Origin of the sequence: Streptomyces sp. SID10853 (assembly GCF_010548145.1) — a bacterium.
In the GTDB taxonomy this organism is placed as follows: Bacteria; Actinomycetota; Actinomycetes; order Streptomycetales; family Streptomycetaceae; genus Streptomyces.
Map to the genome: position 1 here is coordinate 1 of NZ_JAAGLN010000510.1, position 806 is coordinate 806.

The 806-nt window shown below is 76.1% G+C and carries 1 protein-coding gene; it reads right to left on the minus strand.

Annotated features, from left to right (window positions below; all coding sequences use genetic code 11):
• Positions 1-806: LuxR C-terminal-related transcriptional regulator (locus G3I19_RS36695; RefSeq protein WP_164267969.1), on the minus strand; the 806-nt coding region annotated here is incomplete at both ends.

The window sequence follows — 806 nt, forward strand, 5'->3', positions numbered from 1 at the left end:
CCGGCCGGTACGGGCCTGGCCTTCCGCTCCGGCAGCGCGGGGGTCGCTCCGCGGGGGCGACGCCCGTCGGGCTGGGCGGCGGAGGGACGCCGCTGCCGCTCCGCGGGTGGCGCGGTGGTGACGGCGGCCGGGTGGTCGTGATCGCGGTGCAGGAAGGCGAGTTCGACCCGGGAGGAGATGGACAGCTTCCGGAAGATCTGGCGGAGGTGATAGTTGACGGTGTACGGGGAAAGGAACATCCGGTCGGCGGTCTCGCGGTTCGTCAGGCCCTGCGCGACCAGGTCCGCGACCGCGCGCTCCGAGTCGGTGAGGCTGGCCCAGCCGGTCGCGGGGCGATCGGCGTAGGTCCAGTGCCGACGGCGTACCCCGAGCCCACGAAGCGTGCCCCGCACGCGGGCCGTGTCGGGGGCGCTGGAGAAGGCGTCGTAGATGCCCAGGGCGGCCTCGAAGCGCCTGACGGCATGGGCACGGCTGCTGTCGTCGCCGTCCTTGAGCAGCAGCACGCCCAGGTCCTCGTCCGCGCGGCCCCGCGCCCAGGCGTCGCCGTGCCCTTTGGCGGCCCTGCTCAGCAGTTCGGCCGACTCCTGGAGCAGGCCGTCCGCGTGCGCGGTCGCGGACGACGCCGGGTCCACCGCCCGTGTGCGGGCGACGACGGTCTCCGCCAGCTCCCGCTGACCGGCGTCCAGGGCGAGCCGTACCAGCCACGCGGGTGTGGCGGGGCCCGCCAGCAACAGCGACAGGGGGACGGCACCGGCGGGCCCGGCGTCCCGCGCACGAGGTCCGCCGTCGGGCGCGGCGGGCAACGC